This window comes from Oerskovia enterophila (assembly GCF_044748475.1).
Lineage (GTDB): Bacteria > Actinomycetota > Actinomycetes > Actinomycetales > Cellulomonadaceae > Oerskovia > Oerskovia enterophila.
Window position 1 is genome coordinate 718,278 of record NZ_JBIVFZ010000004.1, and the last position, 22,730, is coordinate 741,007.

The following is a 22,730-nucleotide window of genomic DNA, read 5'->3' on the forward strand; positions in this document are numbered from 1 at the left end:
GGGCCCAGCGGGCCCGAGCGGGCAGAGCAGTGGTGCGGCAGTGGTGCGGCAGTGGTGCGGCAGTGGTGCGGCAGTGGTGCGGCAGTGGTGCGGCGGTAGGGCGTGGCGGGAGCGGGCAGGCTCAGCGCACGCTCTTGATGCGCGTGATGAAGAACGCGCCGAGCAGGGCCGCGACGATCGAGACCGGGAAGACGAGCGAGTAGCTGCCGGTCGCGACCACGAGCGCCGAGGTGACGAGCGGGCCGACGGTCTGCCCGGCCGTCGTCGAGAGGTTGAGGATGCCGAGGTCCTTGCCGGCCTCCTCGTCGTTCGGGAGGACGTCGACGTTGAGGGCCTGGTCCACCGAGGTGTAGACGCCGTAGCCGAACCCGGCGATGCCCGCGAACAGGAACATGCCCATGGGCGAGGGCCAGATCCACGGCATCGCGATACCCACCGCGAAGAGCACGCTCGAGACCACGACGGGCAGCTTGCGGCGCCCGATCCGGTCCGAGATCGGCCCTGCGACCACGGCGCCGAGCAGCGAGACGACGAGCAGGATGCCGGACATCGTGGCGATCGTGACGGCCGACTCCGCGACGGTCTGGCCCACGTGGTCCTGCACGATGTAGAGCTGGTAGGCCATCACCATCTGGTAGCTGACCAGCATGAACAGGCGCCCCGCGAACGCGAGGTAGAAGTCCGGGGCCTTGCGCGGCGGACGGAACGAGAGCAGCAGCTCCTTGAGCCCGCCGGCCGCGGGGGGCAGGTCCTGGGCCGAGCGCTCGCGCGGCCAGACGACGAGCGCGACGACCGCGCCGCCGATCATGAAGGCGCCACCGAGCACGAACCCGGGCACGGCGTTGGTGATGAACAGCGCGCCGACGAGCGAGCCGAGCGGGGCACCGGCCGCGAGGCCACCGCCGTAGAACGCGGACATGGTGCCGCGCAGGCTCTTGGGCACGCGGTCTGCGAGCACCGCGACCGCGGGGGCGAGCATCATGTTGAGGCCGACCATGCTCAGGCAGTAGGCCAGCGTGATGAGCCCTGCGCTGGGCAGGAAGCCGACCAGGGTCAGCGAGACGCCGCCCAGGACGGCTCCGCCGAGGATCCAGGGGGCGCGGCGGCCGAACCGGCTGCGCGTGCGGTCCGAGAGGTTGCCGAACACGAGGTTCGACACGAGCGAGACGATCGCCGTGATCGCGCTGATCGACCCGAGGAGGGTCTCGGGCGACTCGACGCCGATGTCCCGCAGACGCTGGGGCAGGAGGACGGCCGCGACGATCTGGAGGCCCACGATCCACAGGAGACCGAACGCCAGGAAGCCGGCGCCGAACCGGAGGACGCGGCCGCGCGTCAGGGGGCGCCCGGTGTCGGGAGCAAGATCCTCGGTCATGCTCTGCGCCGAGGGGTCGTCCACCGTGACGACGGGGTGTGCATCCATGTCAACCTTCTTTGGTCGAGGCAGCTCGTTCTGCCGTTGGCGCGGGGTCGGACAACTCCACGCCGAGCCGTCGATACCCGGTCGAGAACCACTACCGAGTACCTACTAGATAGAAGGGAACGTAGGACTCCCCCGGCGAGGCTGTCAACTCCCCGAGCGCCCCGAGGCGCCCCGCGGAACGGCCGTCTCCACATCGCGAGACACCCGCCGACACCGGGCTCCACGGACGGCCGGGCGCCGCACACCCCACCTCCGCGGGCCCCTGCCCTCGGCCCTGACCTGCGGGTGCGCTAGCGTCAGGGAATGCCCAGCACCACGCAGGAGACCCCTCGCCGCCGCGTCCGCCTGACCCCTGACGAGAGGCGTGCGCAGATCCTCGAGGCCGCCGCGCGGATCGTCGCCGAGAAGGGCTTCTACGGTCTGTCGCTCCAGGACGTGTGCGACGCCGTCGGGCTCTCCCAGCCCGGCCTGCTGCACTACGTGCGCAACAAGGAGGGGCTGCTCCAGCTGCTCGTCGAGCAGCGGTACGACCGCCGCTTCGACCCCGACGACTTCATCGCGACGGGAGACCCCGCCGCGACCCACCCCGACGGCGTCTCGCTCCCCGCGTACCTGCGCTACCTGGTGCGGAACAACGCGCGCACCCCCGAGCTCATCCGCCTCTACATGGTGCTCGGCGCCGAGGCCGCCTCGCCCGAGCACCCGGCCCACGAGTACTTCTCGCAGCGCCCCGACGGCGTGTGGTGGCTCTACTCGCAGACCACCTGGCGCCTGCCTCCCGAGGTCGGGCCCTGGGAGGACCAGCGCGGCCTGGTCGAGATGTGCATCGAGGCCATGGACGGGGTCCAGGTCCGGCTCTTCCGCGACCCGCCGGTCGAGCTCGAGGACCAGTGGGCCCGGTTCGAGCAGGTCCTGTTCCCCTCGCCCGTGTGGGACGACTACCGCTGAGGAGCCGCACACCAAGCGTTACCGGTCGGTAGGCTTTCGGGGTACGCTACCGAGTAACCACTCGGTAGGAATTCAGGTCGAGGTCGACCGTGGCACGTCGCCGACGACGGTCGGGCTCACGCCTGCGCCTGCTCCCCACCACCGAAGGACCGCTCCGTGCGCAATCCCCTGATCCCTGGCTTCCACCCCGACCCCAGCGTGTGCCGCGTGGGCGACGAGTACTTCATCGCGACGTCCACGTTCGAGTACCTCCCGGGCATCCCGATCTTCCGGTCCACCGACCTCGAGCACGTCGAGCTCCTGACCCACGTCGCGGTGCGCGACGGCCAGCTCGGCACGACCGGCGTGCCGACCGGCGGAGGCACCTGGGCCCCCACGATCCGGCACCACGACGGCAGGTTCTACCTGGTCGTGCCGGACATGATGGGCACGGGACGGGGCAACGTCCTCTTCACGGCCGACGACCCGGCCGGCCCGTGGTCCGACGGGGTCGTCATGGACGTGTTCGGCATCGACCCCGACATCGCCTGGGACGACGAGGGCGCGTGCTACATCACCATGTCGGGCCTCGGGTTCGAGGAGGACGGCACGGCGGTCCACCTCGGCATCACCCAGGTCCGGCTCGACACCGAGACAGGGGCCGCGCTGAGCGAGCCGCGCCCGCTGTGGTCGGGCACGGGCGGCATGTTCCCCGAGGCGCCGCACCTCTACCAGGTGGGCGACCACTGGTACCTCATGATCGCCGAGGGCGGCACCGAGCGAGGGCACGCCGTGACGATCGCGCGCGGCCCGTCGCCCGAGGGGCCGTTCGAGGGGTGCCCGCACAACCCGCTCGTCACGGCGCGCGGTTCCGACCGCCCCGTGCAGAACACGGGCCACGGCGACCTGGTCCAGCTTCCCGACGGTTCGTGGGCCATGATGCTGCTGGGCACGCGCCCGCGCTCCATGACGCGAGCGTTCGCCCCCATGGGCCGCGAGACCTTCATCACGCCCGTGACCTGGGACGACGAGGGGTGGCCGCACGCCGAGCCCGTGGTGCTCGACGAGCGTCACGAGCCGGTCGAGCACACGGTCACCTTCCCGTCCGACGCGCCGTCGTCGCTCGACGGGTTCGACGGCGAGGTCGTCGCCGTGCGCGCCTTCCCCCGGGACGTCGCCGACCTCGAGGCCCGCCCGGGGTGGGCCCGGCTGCGCGGCACGGGTCAGGGCATGGAGGCGACCCACCCGACCTTCCTGGGGATCCGGCAGGTCACCGAGGCCTGCACCGTGACCACGACCGTCGACGTCTCCGAGGGCGCGGGCGGCCTGTCGATGCGCTACGACGAGAGCTCGCACCTCGACCTCGAGGCGACGACCGACGTCGTGACCCTGACGATGACGGCCCGCGGCCTCGCCCAGTCCTGGAGCCGTGAGCGCACCAGCCCCGACGAGCCGGCACGCCTGCGCATCGTCGCGGACCCGCCGCTCGTCGGCAAGGCCGTGCTGGGCGCCTCGTGCGACCGCCTGCGCGGCGAGGTCTGGGAGGACGGCGGGTGGGTCGAGGTCGGCGGGGTCGACGGCGCGTTCCTCTCCTCGGACTTCTGCGAGTCGTTCACCGGTCGGGTCGTGGGCCCGTACGCCCGCGAGGGCGTCGTCGACGTCGCCGAGATCGCGTACGCCGGTCAGGACGTCGTGCGCTGAGGCACACGACACCCGCGCCGGGTCGGCGGTTGCCGACCCGGCGCGCCGACGCGGGCCGGGCGGTAGCGTCGGACGCATGACCCTTCCGCCCCGGAACCGCCCGTTCTCGCAGGTCGACGTCTTCACGACGACCCCCTACCGGGGCAACCCGGTCGCGGTGGTGCGTGACGCCGTCGGGCTGGAGGGCGACCAGATGGCCGCGTTCGCCCGCTGGACCAACCTCTCCGAGACCACGTTCCTGCTCCCCCCGTCCGCCGAGGGCGCGGCCGCGGGAGCCGACTACCGCCTGCGCATCTTCACGCCCGCGGGCGAGCTCCCGTTCGCGGGGCACCCGACGCTCGGCTCGTGCCACGCGTGGCTCGCAGCGGGCGGGACGCCGCGCGAGCCGGGGGTCGTGGTCCAGGAGTGCGGGATCGGCCTGGTGCCGCTGCGCCGCGACGCGTCGTCCGCCCCGCCCGACGGCGGAGCCGCCCCGGGCGGTCGGCTCGCCTTCGCGGCGCCCGGCCTCCTCACGGACGAGCCCGTCGACCTCTCGACCCTCGCCGCGATCACGCGCGCGCTCGGTCTCGAGGCGCGCGACGTCGTCGACCACCGGTTCCTCGACAACGGGCCCGGGTGGCGCGTGCTCCTGCTCGGCTCGGCCGAGAAGGTCCTCGCGCTCGACCCCGACTTCACGGGGCTGGGCGACCTGGCGATCGGCGTCGTCGGGCCGTACACCGCGCTCGGCGACGGGCGCTACGACGGACCCGACGGCGCGGCGGTCGAGGTGCGTGGCTACGCGCTCGACATGGGCATCCCCGAGGACCCGGTCACGGGCAGCCTCAACGCGGTCGTCGGGCAGTGGCTCATGCCCGACGGGCTGCTCCCGCAGGCATACGTCGCGAGCCAGGGGACGGCGCTCGGGCGGGCCGGGCGCGTGCACGTGACGCGCGACGACTCGCAGACGGTGTGGGTCGGCGGCGACGCCGTGACGTGCATCGAGGGGACCGTGCTGCTCTGAGCCCGGCCGCGCTCGTGCCGCCGTGCCGCGGCTAGACGAGTCCCTTGTGCAGAGCTGCGATCACGGCGTCCCTCTTCGTCCGCACCTCGAGCTTGCGGTAGATGCTCTTGATCTGAGTCTTGATCGTGTTCGGTGAGACGAAGAGGCGACTGGCCAGCAGAGGGAGGTCAGCTCCCGCGACCAGCCCTTGCAGGACGACCAGCTCGCGTTCCGACAGGTCGACGACTCGAACGACATTCGGGAGAACGTCCGGCACGTGCTGATCACCGTGGATCAGCTCGGCGCTCTGGAGGTCACCTGCAGAGCGGAGGAGCTCCGCGACCGCAAGACGGTCGTCACGATGAACGAGCATCAGCGGGAGGCGCGTGCCCGACGTCCTCAGGGTGATGGCAGCATCTTGGGCGGTCGCGACCGCCATCGCGCCGAGGTCCGAGCGCGCCGCGGCGGCCGCGAGCAACAAGAGACGCTCCGCCCGATGGCGGGCCCCCGCGACGGCCACCCCCTGCGTGCCTGCAAGGATCATCAGCGCACCGTCATGATCGTGCTGAGCCAAGGCGGCCCGCGCCACGGCGACGCGAACATCGAGGTCGTCCCGCGACAGCTTGCGGACAGCAGAGAGCGCACGTTCGCCCTGGCCCGCGGCAAGTGCGAGCGTCGACCGCGCCACTGCCAACCGGCTGCGCCAGTACGCCGTCGTCGGCGCCCTCTCGCCCCGGGCGATCGTCTGAGCAAGTCGCGACTCCCCGAGCGCAGGGGTGCCGGATCCCAGGTCGACATACACCTGGGCGAGCGCGAACAGCGGCCAGAGCTCGTTGGTCCTGAGCTCCTCGGCCACGTCGTCGAGGACCGTCTGCGCAGCGGCAAGATCGAACCGCTCCACCGCGTCCCATGCGCGACTGGAGTGGAACAACGCGTCGATGTACGGCCCGTGGACGATGGGCGGCCAGGACCGCTCCTGCTCGGCGGCGACGTGTCGCGCAGAAGAGAGCATCTCGCCGTTGGTCGCATGGAGGCCGGCGAGGAGACCCAGGGTGAGCCTCGCACCTCCGGCTCGCCCTTGAGCGGCCAGGACGTCGTTCAAGGTCGCCTTCGCCTCGACGAGGTCGCCACCGACGAAGAAGGACGTGCCGACCTGCTGAGCCAGGTCGAAACGCAGCAGGTCGATCATCTCGCTGTCTCCCGCGCGGACCGTCGCCAGCAGCTCGCGAGCGCGCTTGGCCGCTGCACGCGCAGCCGTCCCCTGACCCATCACGCGGAAGGCGACGCTCTCGAGAGTGCTGAGGATCAACCGTTCGCCGACGCCGCTTCCGGGGTATCGCAGGGCGAGAGCCGCCACGGCCGTCCCGAACAGCTCGACGGCTCGCAGGCGCCGGGTGGTCGTGGTGTTGTAGGCGAGGGCGAGGATGATCGCCAGGTAGGGATGCTCTCGGAGCTGGCGGTGGTCAAGCTCCTCGAGCACGACGATCGTGCCCTCGACGTCCGTGGCGCACAGTATGTACCAGTACTTCACCGCCACCCGGGATGCGAAGTCGACATCTCCGGCGCGGATCGCGCACCGGATCGCAGCGTGCGCATCGCCCGCAGCGAAAGCCTGCTCTGCCATCGACCGCGGTGGCACCGCCGCACCGACCCCATGCCCGCTCCCGGAGCCCTGCCTCGTGTCCTGCACCGTGGCGACGTTGTGAGCGACCGTGACGACTCCCCCGCCCAGCGCCGCTTCACCGGCCTCGGCAGCGGGACCTCGGCCAGCTGCGACGACCTCACGGCTCGGACGCACATGGCGCGCAACCTCGTCGTCTCGGCGAACCCGTCCAGGCATTCCATCTCCTCCACCGTCAGCACGGCGGCGCCCCCTTCGCCCCTCCTGTTCACCACGGTTCCGTCGCGGCCCACCGAGCGAGCGTATGTCGACCACGTTTCCCGCTACCGCGACGGCACCCGGCTCCGGTGGGTGAAATGTCATGAATGCTCCGGCGCCTCAGGACGCTCTGACGAGGTCGAACGCCGTCACGCCTGACTCAGCACCTTGTCTGGTCGACGCCTCGACCGCGGCGATGATCCTGGCCGCCGCCCTCCCATCACCGAACGGATTGGGGGCCGACGCCATCGCGGCATGCCGTGACTCATCGGTCAGGAGGGCTCGCACGGTCCTGACGATCTTGTCCTGGTCGGTCCCCACGAGCACGGCCGCACCCGCCGCGACGGCCTCCGGGCGCTCGGTCGTCTCCCGGGTCACGACCACGGGCACGTCGAGCGCGGGCGCCTCCTCCTGGATGCCCCCGGAATCCGTGACGACGACCGTCGCGTGCGCGAGGAGATGGCAGAAGGGCGCATATCCGAGCGGCTCGATCATCCGCACGTTGGGCAGCTCTCGCAGGACCGGGACCAGGACCTCACGGACCAGAGGGTTGCGATGGAGGGGGACGACCACCAGGACGTCCGGCTGCGAGACGGCGATCCTCGCGACGGCAGCACCGATCTCGCCGAGGCCCGCACCCCAGGACTCCCGGCGGTGCGCGGTCACCACCACGATGCGCCGCCCAGAGGAGATCGCCGCGTCGACCAGACGGTCGCCCGTCGCGCGGCGGAGAGCGGCCGTGTGGAGCAGCGCATCGATCACGGTGTTGCCCGTGACCGTGACCCTCTCCCGAGGGACACCCTCTGCGTAGAGGTTGCGCGCTGCGGTCGAGGTGGGGGCACAGTGCACGGCCGCGAGCACGCCGACGAGCTTCCGGTTTCCCTCCTCAGGGAAGGGGGAGTAGAGGTCGCCCGTCCTGAGCCCTGCCTCGACGTGCACCACCGGCGTCTGCCGGTAGTAGGCCGCGAGCGCACCCGCGAAGGCGGAGGTCGTGTCACCCTGCACGATCACGGCGTCGACGGGGTGCGTGGCCAGGAACGCGGAGTAGCCCGAGACCGCAGCGGCGGTCATGGCCTCGAGCCCCTGCCCGTGACGGAAGATGTCGAGATCGTGATCCGGGACGATGCCGAACAGCTCGTTCACCTGATCGAGCATCTCTCGGTGCTGCCCCGAGGTGACGATCACCGGACGCAGGGTCTCGCTGGCCTGCAACGCCTTGATCACCGGCGCCATCTTCACCGCCTCTGGGCGGGTCCCGTACAGCACAGCCACAGGTCGCTTCCGTGAGCGTGACATCACTTCACCCTTCTCCGCGGGCCCTCGAGACGGGGCCTTCGAGAAGATGGACGAGGACGGTTCCCGCGAGTGACGGGTGAAGATCTGGTCAGCCGTCCAGGGTCGCCGTCCGCACCTGACCGTCGCTCACGACCTGTCGCGCGACCCTCGTGAGGTACGCCGCCGCCACGACGGTCTTGGAGATCCTGTGGGGGACCGAAGGATCGAGAGCTGTCCACACCATCTGACGCGCGAGCGCACTCTCGAGCGGGTCCAGCTCGTCGGCGAGCACCTCGACGTCTCGCATCGCACGCACGAGAAGCCGCATCGAGGTGAGCCGCGGGTCCTCACGGCTCCCAGCCCCCCGAAGCGGTTCGGGAACGAGGTGCTCACCGCGCACCTCGACCGCGTTGCCGAGCGTCAGCCTCGCGCTGCGGCTGAGCCTGGGCCCGCACCATCCGTCGACTCCCCACGAGACGACGATCGACAGGCCCAGCAGCAGTGCCGGCGCTGCCAGCGCGACTCCCCACCACGGCGCGGACAGCAGACCGACCAGGAGGCTCAGCCCTGCCAGGAGACCGGTCACGACCTCGCATGCTCGGCGTCGAGCTCTCGAGGCACGCCACAGGACGAAGTCCTGCACCGCGGCCAGCTCTGCTGCGGTGAGCGTGGAGGGGAGGATCGTGTCGACCCGGCCCCTGGAGCCCGGCGGGCGCCCGTCGGATCCGCGGTCGAGCCGGGTGAATCCCCAGATCGTCGGGACGAGGTCCCTGGCCGTCCGGTCCGTCTTCATGGTCTGCTCCTGACTCTCGACTGTGCCGATACCTGACAGACGGATCGACCGGCCACGAGTGACGGACCACGCGCGAGAGGTGCGGATCCGTCGTGGATCCGCACCTCTCGTCGCCGGCCGTCGCCGGCCGGGCGGGCAGACGGCCCGCCGGTCAGCGGGCCCGCCGGTCAGCGGGCCCGCCGGTCAGCGGGCCCGCTCCTCATCTCTGACGCGTGTCGCTCAAGCCGTGAGTCTGCGACGCAGGCCGAACGTGACCAGGCCCGCGAGGGCCGCGACACCAGCGATGCCCGGAGCCACGAGCGGGATACCGTCGTCCTCCTCGGCGATCGTCACGTCCACCGTCGCGGTCGAGGAGTTCCCCTCCGCGTCGGTGACCGTGTAGGTGAACGAGTCGATCCCGAAGAACCCAGGCTCGGGGGTGTACGTGATCGTGTTGTCCGCGTTGACGACGACCGCACCGTGGAACGGCCCGGTCTGCCCTGCTGTGACCGTCACGCTCTCGACATCGGTGTCGTTCGCCAGCACGTCGATCGTGACCGGCACGTCCTGCGTCGTCGCCACCACGTCGTCCACCGCACGGGGAAGCGCCGGCTCGACGGGGCAGTCCTCGCCGGTCGCGGAGTACTCGTTCAACGTGATCGACGCCGACGAGACCGGGGTACCGGTCCCCGAACCGCTCAGCACCCCCTCACGGGAGCTCACCACCGCGGGCACGGTGACGCTCTCACCGCATGCGGGAAGCGGCGGCACGTCGGAGGTCAGCCTGAACTCCACGAACCCTTGCCCTCGTGCAGGGTCGGACAGGTCGAGCACCAGCAGGCCGCGCTCGTTCGGTGAGGCCGGGTAGTTCGCCTGGCCGCTTCCGCACACCAGCGCACTGTCTCTGGTGTTCGAAGCATTGGTGCCGGCCGAACGGAAGGCGTTGTTCGTGGTGGGTACCCAGCTCGTGATCGTGTTGACGATGCCCGAGTCGTACCAGCCGCACTGGTGCAGGTTCAGGTAGCGGCTACCGACGAGATCGAGAGCCACGATGCCCCGCTCGTTCTGGACGGCCGGATGACGTGCGTCTCCAGTACCGCAGCTGAGCGTGACATCGGCCGAGTTGGATGAGTTCGTCCCGGCGGATCGGGCGCTCATCGCTGTCGTCGGGACCAGGCTGGTGATCGTGTTCCGGTCAGCAGCGTTGAACCACGCGCACTGGTGCAGGTTGAGGTACTTGTTTCCGAGCAGATCGATCGACGTGATCCCGCGCTCGTTGCCCATGCCGGGGTAGTTCGCCGATCCGGTGGCGCAGTTGAGAGTCGTGTCGCGCGTCGACGAGACGTTGGTGGCCGCCGCACGGTCGGCAGAACCGGTCGTCGGCACGAGACTGGTGATCGTGTTCACCCTGTCGCTGCGATACCACGCGCACTGCTCGAGGTTGAGGTAGCGCTTGACGCCGTTGCGGAGCACGCCGGACTGCGAGGTGTTGGGCTCGCCGTTGAATCCGGCCGAGGGCGAGACCGTGAGCGTGCCGCCGGACCACACCGAGTCCGCGACCGCGGCCGCCTTGGTCTCGGCCCCGACCGCCCCGGTCGCCACGTTCGAGCCCGGCGCGAGGACGTTGCGTGTGGAACCGGGCACGTAGGTGAACCCGTCGGGGATCGCGGTGGTCAGCGAAGTACCCGACAGCGTCCCGTCCGAGCTGTTGTCGTAGAACAGGCGAGCGGTCACCGTGTCGCCGCGGTTCGCGCTCGCGTCAGCGGTCCAGGGACCACCGTTGACCGAGTACAGCAGGTTCGAGGCCGTACCGGTCCCCGTCGCGGGAGCGGCCGAGGCCACCGAACCGCCCGAGACGACCAGCGCCGCGCTCAGGCCCAGGACGGCCAGTGAGCTGAGAGATCTCTTGAACATGTCGTTTCCTCATCGTCGCGGCCCCGCGGGGCCGAAGAAGGGTGAAGAGCGTGCGGGTCCCCCGGGACCCGTCAGACCGGCACCTCCTGTTCCTGACGGGCCGGCCCACGCGGGCCGATGGTCGACGGCGCGGCGGGAGCGGCGCCGTCGGGCACCTTCTCCCGGACGCGCGCGGTCTTGTCCCAGCTCGTCTGCCCGCGCAGGATGCGCAAGAGCGCACGCCACACGCAGGTGAACGAGAGGTAGTTCATGACGACGAACGAGTTGCCCATGAGCAGGCACTTCCACAGGCTCCAGCGGCGGTCGCGCCGCCAGTAGATCCAGCCCGTGATCAAGGCCGGGGCGAACGCCAGCAGGTACCAGACCACTCCCACGATCACGAGCGCGACGGCCTGGTCGGTGAACGCGAAGACGGCCTCGTGGTTGAGCGCGACCATGACCAGGCAGTAGTGGAAGAAGAAGGACCACGGCAGGTCGAGGATCCATGGCACCAGGCAGTACGCCGAGAGCTCGAGCGCCTTGGCGTTCGACAGCTCGGGCGAGCGCCAGATCTCCGGCAGACGGGTGATCGCCATCATGTGGCCCTGGTACCAGCGGGTCCGCTGCTTCACGAGCAGCCCCAGCTTCTCGACGGCCTGCTGGTCCACCGAGGCGTCGGGCGTCGTGGTGAGCTCCCACCCCTTCATCGCGAGCGTGATCGCGAGGTCGAGGTCCTCGGTGAGCGACGCGGACCACGGCTTGGGGCCCGCGTCGTCGAGCGCCGAGAGCCGCGCGAACTGGCCGTTGCCCCCCAGGCTCACGGTGCCTGTGCCAAGTCGGCCGAACTGCGTGACGGCCGCGATGCCCCAGAACTGGTAGTCCTGGTAGCGCGTGAGGAACGCGTGCCGGTTGCGGATCCGCACCTGCAGCTGCGCACCGCCGACGGTCGGGTCCTCGAAGAGCGGCAGGACCGCCTCGAGCGCCCCGTCCGACAACCGCCCGTCGGCGTCCATGACGCAGACGACGACGTCGTCGGGGTCCTCGCCCCGCTCGGCCACGAGGTCGCGGATGCGTGCGATGCCCGCGTTGAGCGCCTCACCCTTGCCCTTGCGGGCGTCCGGGGCGACCCTGCGCAGGATCTCGACCCGGTCACCGCCCGCGGCCTCGGCCCGGGCGGCCGTCTCGTCGTCCGACCCGTCGTCGATCACGAGCGTCGTCGCGCCCTCGAGCCGCGTGAGGCCGGCCACGGTGAGGCCGATGACCTCCTCCTCGTTGAGGCACGGGACCATGAAGTAGACCCGGAGGGTCGGGTGCGCCGGCGAGGCCTCCTGCCCGTAGGTCGTGTCCCCCTGGACGCCCAGGCGGGCACGACGCCTGCGCAGGTGGGTCAGCCCCGAGCCCATGAGCATCACGAAGTAGACCATCGAGAGGCAGATGACGATGCTCGCCAGGACGTTGAGCGCCTGCATCAGCTCTCACCGCCCGGACGGCCCTCGGCGCGCTCACGACGAGCCCTGGACGTCTGCCGTGCCTGCCCGCCCCTGCGCCCGAAGAACCCGAGCCGGAAGAAGAGCACGAGGCACCCGGTCAGGGCGACGAGCATGACGACGCTCCCGGCCGTGTGGTGGGCCCAGCGGAACCCCTCGTCGCCCCACCGGATCGAGGCGAGCGCGATCGCCGCGCACCGGCCCAGGTTGACCGCCACGAGGAATCCCGTCGCCGCAGCGACGGCTGCCAGGACCCGCCAGGTGCTCGCACGGCGCGAGGACAGGACCACGGCGCCGAGCACGAGGATCGGCAGGACGAAGAAGAGCGACGTGCACTCTGCCGTCACGACGAGCCCTCGCCACGAGAAGTCGTCGCCGGCCACACGCTGATAGAAGAAGACGGGCCGGTCCGGGCTCGTGCGGCTCTCGAGCGCGAAGAAGGTGCGGAGCACCCACGACGCTCCGCGCGCCTCGGCCATGCGGTAGGGCAGCGCCTGGGACGCCAGGTACGCCGCGCCGCCCAGCAAGGACGACGCCAAAGCCCAGCGCACGGCGCTCGCGCCGAGCCGGGGCACCGACCAGGCCCTCCCAGGGGCTCCTTGAACGAGGGAGCTCATCGGGTCAGTCGCCGCTCGACGAGGACCGCTCGGCCGCCGCGAGACGCCGCAGGCGAGACGTCCGCAGGAGCAGGAGGCCGCTGACCACAAGCACGACGGCCGCAGCCACGTAGGCGAACGTCGTCGCCCCGGTGACCGCCAGCATGCCGGCCCCGGTGGCACCGGTCCCGATCCCCGTGACGATCCCTGGTGAGTTGTACATGGTCGAACCTCCTCAGCGCGATGTCACGCCATCTGTGATGAGTGCCACGTCCGTGGCCGTTCGAGGGCATAGACGGCGTCGCTCGACGAGTGACTACGGGTGAAAGGTCGATCGGGCGACGGCCCGCGCGTCAGGGCAGCCCCGACAGGCCCGGCACGTTGCCCTTCACCCGTCACGACCGTGCGAGGGACGCGTCTGGACCGGGACGGGGGCACGCCACCGTCGAGAACCCGAACGCCACCCGCACAGAGGAGCAGCACGATGCCGACGACCACCGACGAGCAGTCCCCGGGGCAGCTGCCCTCCGCGCCCCGCGCACCACGCGAGGTGGGATGGACGTGGGGCTCGGGCCCGCGGCCGGCGCAGGAACCCCTGGTCGAGGTCTTCTCCTGGATCCGCTCGACGCTCCCGCCCTGGGACGACGGGGCCCCGACGCCTGCGGCCGAGCGCCCGGACGTCCGGCCCCGAGCGAGCCTGACGCGCACCCTGTGCGCCGCGGGAGTCCACGGCATGGTCGCCTGTCGTGCGGCCGGGCGGCGGGCGGTCCTCGGTGCCCGACGGCGGATCGCCCGTCTCGCATCGGACCATCCCCTCGCTGCGGATCGCCTCCAGCGCGCGCTCGCCGGGGCGCTCCTCGTCGCGGGCGCGGCCCTCGTCTGGGCCCTGTCGACGAGGTAGGGACGGGATCACCCTCGCGATCACCCTCCGGGCGCCGACACGATCCCGCCCCTCGACGAACCACCTCGTACCGGCCCGAGCGGGCCGTGCTGCCGGGACGTCGTCGTCCGGGCACGAGCCGAGGGGATCACCATGGACCTGACCCGCCTGACGACCGATGCCGAGCTCTTCGACGCCGCGCGCTCGCACGACTCGCGCGCCGTGGACGAGCTGTGGCGGCGACACCACCCGTACGCACGGAGCATGGCGCGCCGCTACACCTCGTCGACCGGCGACGCCGAGGACCTCGCGTCCGAGGCGTTCTGCAAGATCCTCGCGCTCCTCCGGGACGGTCGTGGGCCGCTCGACCACGCCAGGACCTACATCGCCCGGACGGTCCGCAACCTCGCCACGGACGCGTCACGGAGGCGCACCGTCCACCTGGTCTCGATCGAGGCGGCCTACGACGTCTCGTCGCCCGACGACCCCGCACGGGAGACCCTGGCCGCGCTCGAGCTGACCGAGGCGTTCGAGGTCCTGCGCCAGTGCTCGGCGCGTCAGCGCCTCGCGCTGTGGAGGACGGCCTGCGAGGGGGTCGACCTCCAGGAGGTCGCCGACGAGCTCGGCATCTCGCGCAACGCGGTCGCCGCCCTCCTGGTCCGGGCACGCGAGCAGATCCGACGTCGGCTCGCCGCGACCGCGGAGGCGACCACCGGACGCTCGCCTCACCGGGCAGCCGCGTGAGGTCAGGGACCGACGATCAGCTGAAGGCTCGTCAGGACGTCCTGCCGCGACCCGGTGGGAACGGGGAACCAGGTGAATCGCCCGGGAAGCCGGGACGGGACCTCGCCCTGCCCCCACCAGCTCGTCAGGACCTCCCGGCAGCGCTCGACGCCCGGGACGTCCGACGCGGTGACGGGATCCGCGGCGCACCGCACGAGCACCACCGCGCGTCCCCGCAGGATCGCCGACGGCACGTCGTCGCCGAACGCCCGCCTGACAGCGGCCCCGAGCAGGATGTCCCGCTCCCACGTGGCGGGTCGGCTCGCCTCCCCGGGCCGGACGTCGATGACCAGCACGACCGTGACCCCGCCCTCCTGCCGCTCCCATGCCCGGCCCGTGGCGACGTCCGCCAGCCGGAGAGCGAGGTGCTCGACCGTCGAGAGGCCGCTCCCGGCCTCGATGGCGGTGGCGCGCACCTCCCCGCTGTCGGTCACGGCGACCCACCCGTCGGCGAGCGCCGCGAGCGCCCTGACCGCGACGGGGGTGCCGTACGCCTCGTACAGGTACGCGAGATCGACGATCGCCTCGACGATCCCGACCCCGGCGCGTGCGCGCGACGCGCCGAGCGCGCGGGCGGGGGTCGACGCGTCGGCCCCGCGCACGACGGCCGATGCCACCGTGACGACGGCCTGGACCCCCCAGTCCTGCGGCACACGCCACCCCCCGGCACCGCTGAGCTGCCGCCAGCTCTCGCAGAGCTCGCGCAACGGGTCCTCGGGTGCTTTCCACACACCTGTCCAGACGTCGTGAGGACAGGTCCATGACGCCGACACCCGCATGGCGAGAGCCACAGGGAGGACATTCACCCTCGTGATCACCCGTCCTTCTCCGGCCCGCTCGACGGGTGCCCGCGCAGTATCGGACACAGGCCCCAGGAACCGACGACGGCCGGGGCCCCCTCGCGCACCACCTCGAAGGAGCACACAGTGACCGTCTCCCAGCAAGCCCTCTCGCCCTGGACGACGGACGTTCCCGACCGGGTCCTCGTGATCGCTGTCCGCGAGGGAAACTCGCCGGCGTTCGCGACGCTGTACGAGCGTCACCGCCACGCCGTGACAGCGGTCGCGCGCCGGCACTGCCCTGCGGGGGCGGCGGCCGAGGACATCGCGGCCGAGGCGTTCGCGTCGCTGCTGGAGAAGCTGCGGCACGGCCTGGGACCCGACGAGCACGTCCGCGCCTACCTCACGACCACGGTCCGCAACCTCGCGGCGCGCAGCACGATCAGCGCCCGGCGTGAGCGCCCGGTCGGCGACGACGAGTCGCTCGACTCGACGCACACGGACGTCGACCTCGTCCTGGCCGGGGACGAGTCGAGCAGGATGCGGGAGGCGTTCGCCCGTCTGCCCGAGCGATGGCGGCTCGCACTGTGGCGGTGCGACGTCGAGGACCTCTCCCCAGCGCAGGTGAGCGTCGAGCTGGGGCTCAGCCCGAACGCGGTCTCCTCGCTCGTGCGACGGGCCCGCGAGGGACTGCGCCAGCACTACCTCCAGGCCCACCTGCGTCACGCCGCGCCCTCGTGCGAGCTCTTCGCGCGTGCGCTCGGTGCGTTCGCCCGCGGTGGGCTGCCGGAGGGCGAACGGGCCAGGATCCTGGTGCACCTCGAGGGGTGCACGCCCTGCACGACGCTCGCCGAGGACCTGGCCGACATGAGCAGCCGCATGAGGATCGCGATGCCTCCTCTGGGCCTGGCGGCGGCTCTCGCACCCGCCGCCCCGTCGGGGTTGCCTTCCGGGCGGGCCACCCGCGGGTGGTCCGGTCCTTCGGGGGTCGACCTCGCCCGAGCCGCCGCCCGGGTCGGGCGGCTCGCTGCGGGTGGGGGCGGGCGGTCCGTGCGAGCCGCTCTCCGGCTCCTGCGACGGTTCTCGGTCGTGCAGGTGTGCGTCGCTGTCGCCGCGACCGTCCTGCTCGCCGGGGCGCTCGTCGCATGGGCCGCTGCGCGGACCGAACCGGCCGTCGACGACTCGTCCGCCGCCCAGGTGCCGGGCGGTGCGACCGGTCATGGCGTGCTCTCGAGCGCGCCTGGCTCCTCGCACGAGCCCGGCGGCACCGAGCATCGTCCGGGCACCACCGATCCGGAATCCCCCATGGACGAAGAGGTCGGTACCCCGCCTTCCCCGGGACCGCCGCCCGTCAGCCCCGGATCTTCTCTCGACATCACGCCGGTGAGCGACCTGGTGCCGGGCGACGCCGACAGGATGGCGGGGACCCCCGCCCCGCCCGTGGTCCGGCCCGGTCGCGAGGGCCCGTCCCCCGTCACGCAGCCTCCTGCCCGGCCCCCCGCCGAACCCACCTCGCCGCCGCAGGGCGCGCCGGTCGTGCTGACGAGCAACGGGGACGACTTCGGCGACCTGGTGGTCGGTCGGGCCGGGGTCGTCGGGTTCTCGCTCGCGAACCCGGCGGGGGCAAGGATCTCCGCGCTGCGCGCCGAGATCCTCCTACCGCCCGGAGTCACTCTCGCCGACCGACGAAGCACGGTGTCCGACGGCGTGGGGTGGGTGTGCACGGCGACGGAGGGCGAGGGCTCGGTGTCGTGCGGGCTCGACGAGCTCCTCCCGGGGGCGACCACCACGGCCGTCGTCCCCGTCGACGTCTCCCCCGCCCTCGTCGACCACGTCGTCCCGGCCACGATCCACGTGAGCGGCCCCGGCATGAAGGATCTCGAGATCGTGCAGGACCTCCACGTCACCGCGCAGGGTATGGGGGCGCGGTTCGTCGCGGCGGGCGGGTTCGCGGTGACCGAGGTCGGCGCACCCGTGCTGCACTGCGCGGCCCACCTCACAGGGTGCTCGCAGGTCGCTGCCGGTGCGGCGACCGGGTCCGCGCGGAACAACAACGCGTGGTCCATGGTGGCCGTGGACGAGCGAGGCACGGGGACGACGTCGTCGAGCGCGGTGCTCCGCCTCCCGGCCGGGTCACAGGTCGTCTCGGCACGGCTCTACTGGGCGGGCCGGTGCGCGTCCGATCCTCGCAAGGTCCGGATCCAGCCCCCGGGGACCGGAGCGTTCGCACCGGCCGGACGGGCCGAGGACGCCGATCTCGACCGGAGCGGCACCGACTACCAGGCGAGCATCGACGTGACCGCGGTCGTCGCGGCCCACGGCGCCGGCGAGTGGGCGGTCGCGGACGTGTGCGCGACCCCGGGGACGGGACGCTACGGCGGATGGGCCCTCGTCGTCGTCCACACCGACCCCGCTGCGGACGACCTCGTGGTCCTCTTCGACGGGTACGCCCCCGTCCTGTCGCCAGCCGCACCCCGCACGTTCACGGTCGCAGGCCGTGCGGGGGCATCGGCGCGCGTCGGGGCCGTCGCCTGGGAGGGCGACGCCGGGAGCGCGGGCGACAGTCTCCTCTTCGACGACGTGCCCCTCACCCCGAGGACGTGGTCGCCCACCGGCCCGCCTCGTGCGGGGTCGGCCGGGAACGCGTTCGACTCGACCGCGACGGGATCTCGCTACGTCAACTCGCTCGGGGTGGACGTCAAAGCCTTCGAGGGGGCGCGATTCGCCACCTCCCGGGCCACGGTCACCGCGACGACGACCGGCGACCAGTACTTCGTCGGTGCCCTCACGGTCTCGACCCCGCTCGGGACGACGGCCTCTCCCTGAGCGGGCTCGCTGGACGACGTGCGATGGTGCCGCACCGGGCGCTGGTGCGGCACCACGTCTCGATCTCATCCCACGCGGAGCCCGCCGACCAGACAGGGACGGGTGATCCCGCGGGTGATCACCGTCGTCCCGCCCAGGGAAACAGTGAGAGAGCGCGATCCCACGCGGCATAGAGTTCGTCCAATGTCAGGAAACCTTGCAGTCGGTCGCGCCCGCTGGTCGTTGATGGCGCTCTTCGCGCTCTTCGGCATCGTGGGCACGAGCTGGATGACGCGGCTGCCCTCGATCCGCGACGCGCTCGGGGTCTCCTCGGCCCAGCTCGGGCTGATCCTCATCGTGGGCGCGGTCGGCGCCCTGTTCGCGGTGGTCTCGACGGGCGCGATCGTGTCCCGGTTCGGCAGCCGCAGCACCCTCGTGGCGGCCACGGCCCTCAACCTCGTGGCCCTGCTGCTCGTCGCGTGGGGCACAGCGGCAGGCAGCGTCGGGATCTTCGCGGCCGGCGCCTTCCTCAACGGCGTGAGCGGCGCGCTCATGAACGTGCCCATCAACCTCAACGGCGCGCTCGTCGAGCAGCAGGTGGGGCGCGCGATCCTGCCGCACTTCCACGCGGCCTTCTCGATCGGTGCGGGCGCGGGCGCCCTCGTGGGCGCAGCGTTCTCCGCGGCCCACATCCACATCTCGGTACAGCTCGTGATCGTCACGGTCGCGGTCGCGGTCGCGCGTGCCCTGACGATCGGACCCGCGACGGTGTTCGCTCCCGAGCGTCGGGCCGGTGCCACGACCACGCCGGGCGTGAGCCCGGCCGACCTCGAGCACGACCTCGCCGAGTCACCCGCCGGCAGCGCGACCGAGCAGGCGGTGTCGGGGGCCGTCGTCGACGCGGCGGACGGCTCGGCCGGCGCAGAGGCTTCGCGAGCGGCCACAGAAGCCGCCTCGGCCGGTGCGACCGGCGGCTCCGACGGTGGCAGCACTGCCCGCGGTGCCCGGGACACGGCGCAGAAGCTGCCCCGGCGCGGCGCGGGCATGCGCTCGGCCCTGTCCGCGTGGCGCGAGCCGCGGACCATCCTCATCGGCCTGGTCCTGCTGGCTTCGTCGCTGTCCGAGGGGTCGGCGGGCAATTGGCTCTCGATCGCCATGGTCGACGGCTTCGAGGTGCGCGAGGCCGTGGGCGCCATGGCCTACGGGACGTTCGTGGGTGCCATGACCGTCTTCCGCTTCGCCGGGACGGGCCTCATCGACCGGTTCGGTCGCGTCACGGTGCTGCGCGCCTCGAGCGTCTCGGCCCTCGTGGGCCTCCTGCTGTTCGGCCTGGCCCCGCAGATCTGGCTCGCGTGGTGCGGGATCGTGCTGTGGGGCTGCGGCGCGGCCCTGGCCAACCCGATCGCGATCGCCGCGGCGTCCGACGACCCGCTGCGCTCGCCCGCACGCGTGTCCGTCGTGACGTCGTTCAGCTCGTTCGCCCAGCTCACCGCTCCCCCGGTGCTCGGCCTCCTCGCCGACGAGATCGGGGGCCGCTACGCGCTCCTGACCATCTGCGCGGCCATGGTGCTGAGCCTCGCGCTGGCCGGTCAGGTCAAGCCACTGCCTCGCGAGGCCAGGACCCTCGCGCCCGAGCGCGCGTGACCGGGTCCGGGCTCGCGGTGCGCACCGCCGGAGCGGCGGGCACTGACGGAGCGGCCGGGGCTGCCGGGGCCCTTCGGCAATGCCCGCACACCCCCTGACGACACGGTCTGACGGCCGCTTCGGCGGGAGGCGCCGCACCCGGCGCGACGTCGGCCGCCCCACCGCCGAGCATCACCTCATGAGATGCCCGAATCCGCCTGTTCGCACGGATTCCAGCCCGTCCGTGCTTGGTATCTTGGGGGGTCACCCCAGAGGAGGTCGAGCAGTCCTATGATCCGCATCGGCGTGGTCGACGACGAGTCGGCGAGCAGGCAGATCGTGCTCGATCACCTCGATCGCTACCAGGCGGAGAACGACGTGACGTTCGACGTCCGCACGTTCACCGACGGACGCGAGCTCGTCACGGGGTATCGACCCGAGTTCGACATCCTGTTCCTCGACGTCCAGATGAACGACCTCGACGGCCTGGACACCGCCCGGCACATCCGCACGCTCGACACGCGGGTCGTCATCGTGTTCGTCACCAACATGGCCCAGTACGCGATCCACGGCTACGAGGTCGACGCCCTGAGCTATCTCGTCAAGCCCGTCCCCTGGTTCGCGTTCTCCCAGGAGCTGCGCCGCAGCATCGAGCGCGTCCGGCGCAGCGGGACCGACTCGGTCATGCTGACCGTGAACGGCGAGCTGGCCCGCGTCGACCTGCTCGACGTCGTCTACGTCGAGAGCATCAAGCACCGGGTGGTCGTGCACGCGGTCGACCGGACGTACTCGTTCACGGGCACCCTCAAGGCGTTCGAGGCCGACCTCGGCGAGAAGGGGTTCTTCCGGAGCAACAGCTGCTACCTGGTGAACATGCGCCACGTGACGGCCGTCAAGCAGAGCACGTGCGTCATGCTCGGTGGGGACGAGCTCCAGATCAGCCGCCCGCGCAAGCGCGCGTTCCTCGATGCGCTCGCCGACCACGTCGGAGGGCACGTCGCGTGATCGGGGATCTCCCGACCGACATCCCCCGCGGTTTCACGGCCTTCGCCGAGTGGTCCGCGTGCCTCGTCTACATCCTGCTCCTGCGCAAGCGGTTCACCCCGCCGGTCCTGGCGCTGTCCCTCGGCCTGGGCCTGGGCCTCCTGTGGGCCGTCCAGACGTTCGCGGACGGGCTGCCGATCGCCCTGTGGACGGCCGGCATGGCGATGGCCGTGGCCGCGATGTTCGGCGTGGTCGTGGTGTGTGCCGACGTCTCGACGCGCGAGGCCGGGTACTTCACGGCGCGCGCGTTCGTGCTCGCCGAGCTGGTCGCGTCGCTCCACTGGCAGCTCTACAGCTATGCCGTGGACCAGGGCTTCACGGGGGTCGGCATCCAGGTGGGGCTGCTGGTCCTGGTGTACGGCGCGGCCTTCACCGCGGCCTACCTCATCGAGCGGAGACACTTCCCGCCCGACCAGCGGCTCGAGGTCGACCGGCGCGGCCTGCTGAGCGCGGCCTCGATCGCCGCCGTCACGTTCCTCATGAGCAACGTGAGCTTCGTGAGCTCGAACACGCCGTTCAGCGCGCAGTTCGGTCCCGAGATCTTCTACATCCGCACGCTCGTCGACCTCGCGGGGTACGTCGCTCTCTATGCGCAGCAGGGGCAGCGGCTCGAGCTCCAGCGCGCGGTCGAGGTCGAGGCGATGAACCGGATGCTGCGCTCCCAGCACGAGCACTACCTGCACTCCAAGCGGAACATCGACATCGTCCACCGCAAGTACCACGACCTCAAGCACTTCGTCACGGCGATCCGGTCGGAGAACGACCCGGACGCGAAGGCGTCGTACCTCGACCAGCTCGAGGAGAGCATCCAGGGCTACGGGGCCCAGGTCGAGACGGGGAACCCCGTGCTCGACACCATCCTGACGTCCAAGACGGCACAGTGCGCCGAGCTCGGGATCACCCTGACGTGCGTGGTCGACGGCGCAGCGCTGTCCTTCATGGACGCCATGGGACTGAGCGCGCTGTTCGGGAACGCGCTCGACAACGCGATCGAGAGCAGCGCGACCCTGCCGGACCCGGAGAACCGCCTCGTCCGCGTCGCGGTCTACACCCAGAACTCGCTCGTCCTGGTGCGCTTCGAGAACTACCACGTGGGCGACCTGGAGTTCGACGACGGGATCCCGCGCACCACCAAGGGCGACGCGCTCAACCACGGGTACGGCCTGCGGAACATGCGCCAGGTCGTCGAGGGCTACGGCGGGTCCCTCACGGTGCACGCGGAGTCCGGGTGGTTCGTGGTGCGGGCCCTGATCCCGCTCCCCGAGCGCTGAGGTCGGGGCCCCTGATACGGGGGCCGGGCGCCCAGGTGCCCAGGTGCCCAGGTGCCCAGGTGCCCAGGTGCCCAGGTCAGGGTCTCCTCCCCCGAGGGAGGGTGTTGTTTTCGTGTAGCCACCACATTTGTGGTGGCTACACGAAAACACCACCGGGGGATCTCCTGCTGTCCGCCGGCCAAGGTCCCCACGCGTGGGCGCGCCGTCAGTTGAAGCCGATGACGCGTTGGGCGGTCTTGTAGGCCAGGACGGAGATGCCGCGTCCGGGGCGTCCGGGCAGGTTGGAGATCTGGTGCAAGGTCGTGCGACGCAGGCGCCGGTACAGGGCGGGGTCCTGGGTGCGGACCTCGGCCCAGAAGGTGTCCTTCTTGGCCAGGGACTGGGGCGTGCCCGAGCGCAGCAGCAGCATCGAGGAGACCATGCTCACGATGTTGATGTAGTGCAGCATGTAGCGCTGCAGGGCCCGGGGAGCGCTAGGGTCGGCGCGCACCGCGCGCAGGTGGTTCATCATGGCGCGGTTGATGCGCAGCTGTTGATCCACCCGCGAGATCATGACGTCCTCGTTGACGGACTGGTCCGCGCGCCCGATGTAGTACCGGTACAGGTCCACGTC

17 protein-coding genes and 2 pseudogenes are annotated in these 22,730 nt (G+C 71.5%); 9 read left to right on the plus strand and 10 right to left on the minus strand.

Translation table 11 applies throughout. The annotated features are described in order from the left end of the window. Positions 1-121: 121 nt before the first annotated feature. Complete coding sequence (locus tag ACIPWA_RS16025; protein ID WP_211268519.1) at positions 122-1,423, minus strand: MFS transporter; 1,302 nt, start codon at positions 1,421-1,423, stop codon at positions 122-124. A gap of 303 nt (positions 1,424-1,726) precedes the next feature. On the opposite strand from ACIPWA_RS16025, the gene ACIPWA_RS16030 reads away from it, so the two are divergent. The 3 genes from ACIPWA_RS16030 to ACIPWA_RS16040 all read left to right on the plus strand — a co-directional run bounded on the left by ACIPWA_RS16030 (position 1,727) and on the right by ACIPWA_RS16040 (position 5,051). Beyond that, positions 1,727-2,371 (plus strand): TetR/AcrR family transcriptional regulator, encoded by a 645-nt coding sequence (locus tag ACIPWA_RS16030; protein WP_056648294.1) that lies wholly within the window; start codon positions 1,727-1,729, stop codon positions 2,369-2,371. A 156-nt stretch (positions 2,372-2,527) separates the two neighbouring features. Further along, the gene (locus ACIPWA_RS16035; RefSeq protein WP_400291579.1) at positions 2,528-4,051 is read left to right on the plus strand and encodes a glycoside hydrolase family 43 protein; all 1,524 of its coding nucleotides are present in this window, start codon (positions 2,528-2,530) and stop codon (positions 4,049-4,051) included. A 76-nt stretch (positions 4,052-4,127) separates the two neighbouring features. Next, positions 4,128-5,051 (plus strand): PhzF family phenazine biosynthesis protein, encoded by a 924-nt coding sequence (locus tag ACIPWA_RS16040; protein ID WP_400291581.1) that lies wholly within the window; start codon positions 4,128-4,130, stop codon positions 5,049-5,051. 31 nt (positions 5,052-5,082) lie between these two features. Here ACIPWA_RS16040 and ACIPWA_RS16045 read toward each other — a convergent pair whose 3' ends face one another. The 7 genes from ACIPWA_RS16045 to ACIPWA_RS16075 all read right to left on the minus strand — a co-directional run bounded on the left by ACIPWA_RS16045 (position 5,083) and on the right by ACIPWA_RS16075 (position 13,155). Next, positions 5,083-6,654: a helix-turn-helix transcriptional regulator gene (locus ACIPWA_RS16045; protein WP_400291583.1), complete on the minus strand. Its 1,572-nt coding sequence runs from the start codon at positions 6,652-6,654 to the stop codon at positions 5,083-5,085. Positions 6,655-7,029: 375 nt separating this feature from the next. Then, the gene (wecB, locus tag ACIPWA_RS16050; protein WP_400291585.1) at positions 7,030-8,205 is read right to left on the minus strand and encodes a non-hydrolyzing UDP-N-acetylglucosamine 2-epimerase; all 1,176 of its coding nucleotides are present in this window, start codon (positions 8,203-8,205) and stop codon (positions 7,030-7,032) included. Between the two features lie 88 nt (positions 8,206-8,293). Then, entirely contained in the window at positions 8,294-8,977 is a 684-nt protein-coding gene (locus ACIPWA_RS16055) for a hypothetical protein (RefSeq protein ID WP_400291587.1), read from the minus strand. 219 nt (positions 8,978-9,196) lie between these two features. Further along, entirely contained in the window at positions 9,197-10,870 is a 1,674-nt protein-coding gene (locus tag ACIPWA_RS16060; RefSeq protein WP_400291589.1) for a cadherin-like domain-containing protein, read from the minus strand. A gap of 71 nt (positions 10,871-10,941) precedes the next feature. Further along, positions 10,942-12,318: a glycosyltransferase family 2 protein gene (locus tag ACIPWA_RS16065; RefSeq protein WP_400291590.1), complete on the minus strand. Its 1,377-nt coding sequence runs from the start codon at positions 12,316-12,318 to the stop codon at positions 10,942-10,944. Then, positions 12,318-12,953, minus strand: coding sequence for an archaeosortase/exosortase family protein (locus ACIPWA_RS16070; RefSeq protein ID WP_400291591.1), 636 nt, complete (start codon positions 12,951-12,953; stop codon positions 12,318-12,320). The genes ACIPWA_RS16065 and ACIPWA_RS16070 overlap by 1 nt, the downstream gene beginning before the upstream one ends. Before the next feature lie 4 nt (positions 12,954-12,957). Continuing rightward, positions 12,958-13,155, minus strand: coding sequence for a hypothetical protein (locus ACIPWA_RS16075; RefSeq protein ID WP_068627522.1), 198 nt, complete (start codon positions 13,153-13,155; stop codon positions 12,958-12,960). 261 nt (positions 13,156-13,416) lie between these two features. Here ACIPWA_RS16075 and ACIPWA_RS16080 point away from each other — a divergent pair, with 261 nt between their 5' ends. Both ACIPWA_RS16080 and ACIPWA_RS16085 read left to right on the plus strand, forming a co-directional pair. Next, positions 13,417-13,833 (plus strand): hypothetical protein, encoded by a 417-nt coding sequence (locus ACIPWA_RS16080; protein ID WP_400291592.1) that lies wholly within the window; start codon positions 13,417-13,419, stop codon positions 13,831-13,833. A gap of 222 nt (positions 13,834-14,055) precedes the next feature. Beyond that, positions 14,056-14,556: pseudogene (locus tag ACIPWA_RS16085) on the plus strand (sigma-70 family RNA polymerase sigma factor); the annotation flags it as partial. A gap of 2 nt (positions 14,557-14,558) precedes the next feature. On the opposite strand, the gene ACIPWA_RS16090 reads toward ACIPWA_RS16085, so the two are convergent. Continuing rightward, a complete protein-coding gene (locus ACIPWA_RS16090) occupies positions 14,559-15,326 on the minus strand; it encodes a hypothetical protein (protein ID WP_400291593.1) in 768 nt (255 codons plus the stop codon). A 195-nt stretch (positions 15,327-15,521) separates the two neighbouring features. Between ACIPWA_RS16090 and ACIPWA_RS16095 the strand changes: the two genes are divergently transcribed. From ACIPWA_RS16095 to ACIPWA_RS16110, 4 genes are all read left to right on the plus strand, one after another. Beyond that, positions 15,522-18,200, plus strand: coding sequence for a sigma-70 family RNA polymerase sigma factor (locus ACIPWA_RS16095; protein ID WP_400291595.1), 2,679 nt, complete (start codon positions 15,522-15,524; stop codon positions 18,198-18,200). Between the two features lie 183 nt (positions 18,201-18,383). Further along, entirely contained in the window at positions 18,384-19,823 is a 1,440-nt protein-coding gene (locus ACIPWA_RS16100) for an MFS transporter (RefSeq protein ID WP_400291597.1), read from the plus strand. 270 nt (positions 19,824-20,093) lie between these two features. Continuing rightward, positions 20,094-20,807: a LytR/AlgR family response regulator transcription factor gene (locus ACIPWA_RS16105; RefSeq protein ID WP_056648283.1), complete on the plus strand. Its 714-nt coding sequence runs from the start codon at positions 20,094-20,096 to the stop codon at positions 20,805-20,807. Next, positions 20,804-22,117: a sensor histidine kinase gene (locus ACIPWA_RS16110; RefSeq protein ID WP_056648280.1), complete on the plus strand. Its 1,314-nt coding sequence runs from the start codon at positions 20,804-20,806 to the stop codon at positions 22,115-22,117. Before ACIPWA_RS16105 ends, ACIPWA_RS16110 begins: the two co-directional genes overlap by 4 nt. Before the next feature lie 205 nt (positions 22,118-22,322). Here the strand turns inward: ACIPWA_RS16110 and ACIPWA_RS16115 are convergent. Then, a pseudogene (locus tag ACIPWA_RS16115) lies at positions 22,323-22,730 on the minus strand (glycosyl transferase); the annotation flags it as partial.